This window comes from Cellulomonas biazotea, from assembly GCF_004306155.1.
GTDB lineage: Bacteria > Actinomycetota > Actinomycetes > Actinomycetales > Cellulomonadaceae > Cellulomonas > Cellulomonas biazotea.
The window spans coordinates 1-7,093 of sequence record NZ_BIMR01000123.1; the positions used below are offsets into that span (position 1 = coordinate 1).

7 protein-coding genes are annotated in these 7,093 nt (G+C 76.4%); 3 read left to right on the forward strand and 4 right to left on the reverse strand.

Annotated elements, in window-relative coordinates; translation table 11 throughout:
* Positions 1-267: 267 nt before the first annotated feature.
* Positions 268-1,233 (forward strand): AraC family transcriptional regulator, encoded by a 966-nt coding sequence (locus tag CBZ_RS09375; RefSeq protein WP_130781299.1) that lies wholly within the window; start codon positions 268-270, stop codon positions 1,231-1,233.
* 4 nt (positions 1,234-1,237) lie between these two features.
* Here the strand turns inward: CBZ_RS09375 and CBZ_RS09380 are convergent, their stop codons facing one another.
* A complete protein-coding gene (locus CBZ_RS09380; RefSeq protein ID WP_130781300.1) occupies positions 1,238-2,098 on the reverse strand; it encodes a LacI family DNA-binding transcriptional regulator in 861 nt (286 codons plus the stop codon).
* A 91-nt stretch (positions 2,099-2,189) separates the two neighbouring features.
* On the opposite strand from CBZ_RS09380, the gene CBZ_RS09385 reads away from it, so the two are divergent.
* Together CBZ_RS09385 and CBZ_RS09390 are read left to right on the forward strand one after the other, a co-directional pair.
* A complete protein-coding gene (locus CBZ_RS09385) occupies positions 2,190-4,520 on the forward strand; it encodes a beta-L-arabinofuranosidase domain-containing protein (RefSeq protein WP_246013211.1) in 2,331 nt (776 codons plus the stop codon).
* A gap of 120 nt (positions 4,521-4,640) precedes the next feature.
* Positions 4,641-5,324, forward strand: a complete 684-nt coding sequence (locus tag CBZ_RS09390; RefSeq protein WP_130781301.1) for an 8-oxoguanine DNA glycosylase OGG fold protein — start codon at positions 4,641-4,643, stop codon at positions 5,322-5,324.
* A 4-nt stretch (positions 5,325-5,328) separates the two neighbouring features.
* On the opposite strand, the gene CBZ_RS09395 is transcribed toward CBZ_RS09390, so the two are convergent.
* The 3 genes from CBZ_RS09395 to CBZ_RS20825 all read right to left on the reverse strand — a co-directional run.
* The gene (locus CBZ_RS09395; RefSeq protein ID WP_130781302.1) at positions 5,329-5,916 is read right to left on the reverse strand and encodes a DinB family protein; all 588 of its coding nucleotides are present in this window, start codon (positions 5,914-5,916) and stop codon (positions 5,329-5,331) included.
* Between the two features lie 86 nt (positions 5,917-6,002).
* Positions 6,003-6,614 (reverse strand): flagellar brake protein, encoded by a 612-nt coding sequence (locus CBZ_RS09400; protein WP_165446718.1) that lies wholly within the window; start codon positions 6,612-6,614, stop codon positions 6,003-6,005.
* A 156-nt stretch (positions 6,615-6,770) separates the two neighbouring features.
* The coding region (locus tag CBZ_RS20825) for a hypothetical protein (protein WP_165446719.1) at positions 6,771-7,093 on the reverse strand (323 nt) is incomplete at its 5' end.

Sequence of the window (7,093 nt, forward strand, 5' to 3'; positions counted from 1 at the left end):
CGTCGACGCCGCGGACGTGCGGCCCGGTGAGCGCGGCGGCGTGGCGGGAGACGGCGGTGACCTCGTGGCCGCGGCGGACCAGCTCGGCGACGGCGGCGCGTCCGGATCCTCCGGTGGCTCCGACGACCAGGACCTTCATGGTGGGCTCCTCGGCTGGGGGGACCGACGGTGGTCGTCGTTCCCGGTGCTCCTAGCCCACCGCGCGCGGACGTGGACGGTCTATGCTCGAAAGTCGTACGAACATGGCAGATCGTCCGGAGGTGTCGCGTGACCGTCGTCGTCGAGCCGCCCTGGACGTCCGTCGACCCCGTCGGCGAGGCGCTGCACCGCCTGCGCGTCACCGGGTTCTTCTACTGCCACACCGAGGCGACCGGGCCGTGGGCCGTCGACATGCCCGCGTTCGGCGAGTGCCTGAGCTTCCACGTCGTCGCGGCCGGCGAGTGCTGGGTCGAGGTCGCGGGCGCCCCGCCGGTGCGGCTCACCGCGGGCGACCTCGCGCTCGTGCCGCACGGGCGTGGCCACGTGCTGCGCAGCGCGCCCGGGGTGCCGTCGATGGGCCGCGTCGACGAGCTGCCGCAGGAGTACGTCACCGACCACTACTCCGTGCTGCGGCACGACGGCGGGGGCCCGCGCACCGACCTCGTGTGCGGCGTCCTGTCGGTCGACGGCCCCGCGTCCCGCCTGCTGCTCGCGCTGCTCCCGCCCGTCGTGCACGTGCCCGCCGACGACGCGGGGGCGGCCCCGTGGATCGCCGGCACGCTCGGGCTCATGGCCGCCGAGCTCGCGGGGGCGCGGCCCGGTGGCGAGGCGGTCACGACCCGGCTCGCGGACATCCTCGTCATCCAGGCCATCCGCGCCTGGATCGACGCCCAGTCCACGACGACCGGCTGGCTCGGCGCCCTGCGCGACCCGCACGTCGGCACCGCCGTCGCCGCCGTCCACCGCAACCCTGCGCACCCGTGGACCGTCGCGACGCTCGCGCGCGAGGCGACGATGTCCCGCTCGGCGTTCGCGGCCCGGTTCACCGAGGTCGTCGGGGTGCCCGCGATGCAGTACGTGACGTCGTGGCGCATGCACGTCGCGACCGACCTGCTGACCGCGGGGGAGCCGGTCGCGCGGGTCGCGACCGCCACCGGGTACGAGTCGGAGGCCGCCTTCAGCCGCGCCTACCGGCGCGAGACGGGTCGTGCGCCGGGGGCGGTCCGACGCTCAGGACCGCCGGCGGGGGCGTAGCGGGTCAGGCGGACCGTTCCGCCGCGGGCGCCGGGCCGGTCGAGCCACGGGTCACCAGGTGCGCGGGCGGGACGGCGTACGAGCGCACCGGCCCCGACGCCACCGCGTTGAGGACGCAGTCGCCGACCTGCACGCCCAGCGCGTGCACGTCGAACGACATCGCGGACAGCGGTGGCGCGGCGTGCCGGGCGAGCGGCGAGTCGTCCCACGCGAGCAGCGACAGGTCGGCAGGGACGCGCAGCCCGGCCTCGCGGGCGACGTCGAGCGCGGCGACCGCCATGACGTCGTTGTCGAAGACGATCGCGGTCGGTCGCTCGTCGCGGGCGAGCAGGTCGCGGGTCGCGCGCGCCCCGGACGCCTCGCCGTAGTCGCCCTCGACGACGACGCCGGACGCGCCCAGCCGGTCGCACCGGGTGAGGAACGCGTCGGTGCGCGTCCGGGAGTGCGCGAGGTCGGCGGGGCCGGAGACGCGGGCGATCCGGCGGTGGCCCAGCGCGACCAGGTGGTCGACGGCCTCGTTCGCCTCGGCGGCGTTGTCCACGAAGACGTTCGCGACCGGCAGGTCCTGCGACGGGCCGCCCACGACGACCGTCCGGACGCCGAGCTCCTCGAGCACGCCGAGCCGCGGGTCGTCGACCGTGAGGTTGTGCACGACCACGGCCTCGACCTGCTGCTGCTCGGCCCAGCGCCGGTAGGTCGCGAGCTCGGCGTCGGGCGTCCCGACGATGTGCAGGAGCAGCGAGCGGCCCTCGGCGGAGAGCGACTCCTCGATGCCCGCGATGAGCTGCATGGAGAACGCCTCGAGCCCGAGCAGCCGCGTCGACTGGCGGATCACCAGCCCGACCGCGTGGATGCCGTTCGTCACGCGGCGAGCCTAACCGGGGAGCGCTCGGGCGCCCGGTGGAGGCAGGACGTGCGTTCTTCTACAACGTTGGACTGACCGTTACGGTGGACACATGACTGCGAGCGTCCACCCCCCGACGGCCCTCACCGCGTGCACGCTGCGGCTCCTGCCGCTGTCCGACGTCCGCCTGCTCGACGGCCCGTACCTCGACGCGCAGCGCACCGACCTCGCCTACCTGCTGCGTCTCGACCCGCAGCGGCTGCTCGCCCCCTACCGACGCGAGGCGGGGCTGCCGAAGACCGCCGAGCCGTACGGCAACTGGGAGTCCATGGGCCTCGACGGCCACACCGCCGGGCACGCGCTGTCGGCGGCGAGCCTGCTCTGGGCGGCCACCGGCGACCCGCGCGCGGCCGCCTTCGCGGCCGACCTCGTCGACGGCCTCGCCCGGTGCCAGGACGCGCTCGGCACCGGCTACCTCGGCGGCGTCCCGCACGGCGTCGCGCTCTGGGAGCGGATCGCCGCCGGCGACCTGTCGGCCGACTCGTTCGGCCTCAACGGCGCCTGGGTGCCCTGGTACAACCTGCACAAGACCGTCGCCGGCCTCGTCGACGCCGTGCGGTTCGCGCCCGCGGGCACGGCCGCCACGGCCCGCACCGTCGTCGTCGCGTTCGCCGACTGGTGGCTGGGCCTCGCCGCCGGGCTCGACGACGACCAGTTCGCCGCGATGCTGCGCACCGAGTTCGGCGGGATGTGCGAGGCGTTCGCCGACCTCGCCGCGCTCACCGGCCGCGCCGACCTGCTCGCCATGGCCGTCCGGTTCGCCGACCGCACCCTGCTCGACCCGCTGCTCGACGGGCGCGACGCCCTCGACGGCCTGCACGCCAACACCCAGATCGCCAAGGTCGTCGGCTGGGCCGCGCTCGCCGAGGCCGACCCCGACGGCGGCTGGGACCGCGCCGCGCGGACCTTCTGGGACGCCGTCGTGCACCGCCGCTCGCTCGCGTTCGGCGGCGACTCGGTGAGCGAGCACTTCCACCCCGTCGACGACTTCCGCGGCGCGCTCACGTCGCCCGAGGGGCCCGAGTCGTGCAACACCGCCAACATGCTCGAGCTCACCCGGCGCCTCCTGACGGCCGCACCCGACCCCGCGCTGCTCGACTTCGCGGAGCGCGCGACCGTCAACCACGTGCTCTCGGCGCAGCACCCCGACGGCGGGTTCGTCTACTTCACGTCGGCCCGCCCCGACCACTACCGGGTCTACTCGCAGCCCGAGGACGGGTTCTGGTGCTGCGTCGGCACCGGACTGGAGACGTACGCGCGCCTCGGCGAGACGGTCCTCGCGACCGACGCCGCCGACGACCTGTACGTCAACGCGACCGTCCCCGTGCGCGCCGCGTGGACGGCGCGCGACGCCGTCGTCACGCTCACCACCCCGTTCCCCGACCTGTCGACCGACGCGCCCACCACGCTGACGCTCACGCTCGCGGCACCGCAGGCGTTCACCGTGCACGTGCGCCGGCCCTCGTGGGTCGCCTCCGACGACGACCTCGCGCTCGCGGTCGGCGGCGAGCCCGTCGTCGCCGTCCCGTCGCGCGCGCCGTACGTCGCGGTGACCCGGACCTGGCACGACGGCGACGTCCTGACCTGGCGCCTGCCGGCGCGCGTCGGCGTCGAGCGGCTGCCCGACGGCTCCGACTGGGTCACGTTCCGCCACGGGCCGGTCGTCCTCGCCGCGCGCGGCGGCACCGACGACCTGCCCGGCCTGCGCGCCGACGCCTCGCGCATGGGGCACGTCGCGCACGGGCCGCTGCACGCCCTCGCCGGCACCCCGGTCGTCGAGGCGGAGGACGACGCCGCGGCGGCGGCGCGCGTCCACGGTCCCGGCCCGGGCATGACGTTCACGCTCGTCACCGATGCCGGGCCCGTGCCGCTCGAGCCGTTCCACGCGCTGCACGACGCCCGCTACACGCTGTACCACCCGCTCGCCGCCCCCGGCGGGGCCGCCGCACGGCACGAGGAGCTCGCCGCGCAGGAGGCCGACGACTTGGTCCTCGCGCAGCGCACGGTCGACGACGTCGCGTGCGGCCGCCAGCAGCCCGAGGTCGAGCACGGCTTCGCCGGCGACGGCACGTGGACCGGCGCGACCGACGGTGCCCGGTGGCGCGCGGCCGACGGCTGGTTCGGGTACGCGCTGCGGGACCCGCACGACGAGGGGGCCGTCCTGCGCGTGGCGTACCGCGGGGGCGACGAGCCCGGCGCGGCCGACGTCGAGGTCGAGGGTGTCGTCGTCGGGCGCGTCTCCGCTCCCGCCGGGGCCGGCGCCCGGCACGTGGATCTCGACGTGCGCGACGCGACGGCCCGGGACGGGCTGCTCGACGTCCGGCTGCGGGCGGTCGGAGGCCCCTCGCCGCTCGTCGCGGAGGTGCGCCTGCTGCGCGGCTGACCGGCCCGCGCACGACGGCCCGGGCGTCGTGGCGGACCGCGGGAGCCCGGACTGGGCCGTCGGGAGGAACAAGGACGAAACGCCCGTCACGACCCCCCGTGACGATGCCACGATGCTGGCATGACGACCGTCCCCGTGTCGCTGCACGCCCTGCTCACGGCCCCGTTCGAGCCCCCGCCGCCGGTCGCGTGGCAGCGCGACCGCTGGCGCGCGTGGGCCGACCGCATGGGCGACGGGTTCGTCGTCCCCGAGGCGTTCGGCGAGCAGGTCGAGCGCGCGGACGTCGCGGCCGTCGTCGACGACGAGCTCGACCGCGGCCGCACAGGCGCGGCGTTCGTCGCGGCGATGGTCTGGGCCCTGGGGGACGCGGGCGACGGGGCGTACCGGACCGCGAGCGTCCTGGGCGGCCGCCGGCGGCCCACCGTCGTCGACCCCGACGTCGTGCGGACGCTCGACGAGTCGGCCCGCACCGTCCGCGACGCCGGCCCGGCGGCGGTCCCGACCGCGCACCGCGCCGTGCGCGCCCGCGGGCTGCACGGGCTCGTCGCCGTCACGACGACCACGTGGCTGCACTTCGCGTCGGCCCGGCGCGACCCGTACGGCCCGCACGCCGCCCCGGTCCTCGACGACACGGTGCGCGGCTGGCTCGCGTCGCACGCCGACCTGCACCTGCACGACGGGCGGACCGGGGACTACGTGCAGTACACCGACCGGCTCCTCCGCTGGGGGCGGCCGTTCGGCCGGACCCCCGTGCAGGTCGAGTCCGCCGTGCGCGCGCTCGTCGCGACCACGTGCCCCGGCTGAGCGGTCACCGACCCGCGGAGTCGGCGATGCGCTGCAGGTCGGCCACGTAGGACGCCCAGACCGCGGCGTCCTGCGACGGCACGTTGCTGTTGTCGGCACGCATCCCGACGGCGCCGTCGGTGAGCTCCCGCAGGATGTCGGCGTGGCCCGCGTGCCGCGTCAGGTCGGTGGTCACGTGCACGACCACCAGCTCGAGGGAGACCGGGTTGCGGTGCTCGGGCCACCAGGCGACGTGTCCGGGCGTGTCGAGCGGCGCGTGCAGGACGAGCTCGTCGGCGAACGCCCAGACCCGCCGGTACAGGTCGACGAGCTCGTCGACGGACTCGTCGGCGGTCGCGTACATGTCGGCGTTCGGCGGCGCGTCCGCCAGGTACCACGCGAGGTCGTCGAGGCCGGGGAAGTTCCGCCCGAACGTCTCGCCGAAGTAGCCGATCTCGACGCCCGCCGCGTGCTTGACCAGCCCGAGCAGGTTGGTCCCGGTCGGCGTCCACGGCCAGCGGGCCGCCCGCTCGTCGAGCCCTTCGAGCTTCCAGACCAGCGCGTCGCGCGTGGCCTGCAGGTAGCGGTGCAGCACGGTCCGGGAGTCGTCCACCCCGACAGGCTCGCGTCCCCGGCGCCCCGGGGCAACCGCTCCTGGCGCACCCGGCGGCACGTCGTGCGGCGCGCGGCCGGCGTGCCTCAGGACTGCAGGCGTCGGCGGCGCTGCGCGCCCTGCGTCCGCAGCACGTACCGGAACAGCACGTCGGTCGCGTTCTCCGGGATGTCGACGAAGCGGCAGCCGTACTGCGTCGCGCCCGAGCCGGTCCGCTGCGCGCGCAGGACCTCGGCGTCGAGCCGCACCGCGCCGCCGCCGGTCGGGAACTCGAACGCGATCCGGTCGTCCGGCGCGAGCCGTGAGGTCGTCGCGATGCGCATGCCGTGCGCACCGATGTCCACGACGACGAACGAGACCGCCCGACCGGGCCCGTCCGGGGGCGTGACGACCCCGGTGCAGAGCTGGAGGGTGCGGACGCGCGCGACCTGCCGCTTCTGGAGCGTCGAGACGAGCTCGAGGTCCGTGAGCGCGACCGTCGTCGCCCCGATCCGGGACACCCAGCCGCTGTACCGGACCTCGCCGCGCGCCTCGTCCAGCACGAGGACCTCGACGTCCTCGCCGGCGTCGAGGGCACCGGGCACGACTCCCTGGTCGGCCGCCACCGTCATCGTCCCGTCGAGGTAGGCGGCCACGTACCCCTCGAGCACCGTCCCGCGGTCGCGGACGGCGACGGCGCAGCGTTCGAGGTCGTGCATGGTCGGGTCCGTCCGGGTCGTGGCACGTCGTGCAGGGGTCATCGGTGCGCCCCCGCACCGTTCCTCATCGGCAGCCCGGGACGGGTGCTGAGGCGGGCTCGTGGTCGCTCGCCCGAAGGCACCACCGCGCCACCCGGTCGGGTGAGGCGGCGCCGCTCAGGTGGCCCAGGGGACGACCACGGCCGCCCCCGGGGCGACCCGTTGCGTCGGCAGCGTCGGTCCCGCCGCGGCGTGCGCCGAGACGAGCGCGGCGACGAGCGACCGCCAGCACCGCTCCGCCTCGTGCAGGTGCCCGACGACCGCCTCGGGCGCCACGTGCCCGGTCGTCCCGACACCGAGCGCCGCGTCCAGCGCGTCGAGCGCGCGCCCGGCGGTGCGGCGCGCCACCCGGTCCGTGGTGCCGCCCCGGGCCGCCGTCGGCGTGAGCAGCGCGAAGGCGGCGAGCGCCTCGTCCACGAGCGCGCGGACCAGCCCGACGG

Excerpts from the sequence above, each read along its gene's own strand:
- CBZ_RS09400 (WP_165446718.1), bottom strand. The coding sequence starts at position 6,614 with ATGCACGACCTCGAACGCTGCGCCGTCGCCGTCCGCGACCGCGGGACG.
- CBZ_RS09390 (WP_130781301.1), top strand. The coding sequence starts at position 4,641 with ATGACGACCGTCCCCGTGTCGCTGCACGCCCTGCTCACGGCCCCGTTC.
- CBZ_RS09385 (WP_246013211.1), top strand. The coding sequence starts at position 2,190 with ATGACTGCGAGCGTCCACCCCCCGACGGCCCTCACCGCGTGCACGCTG.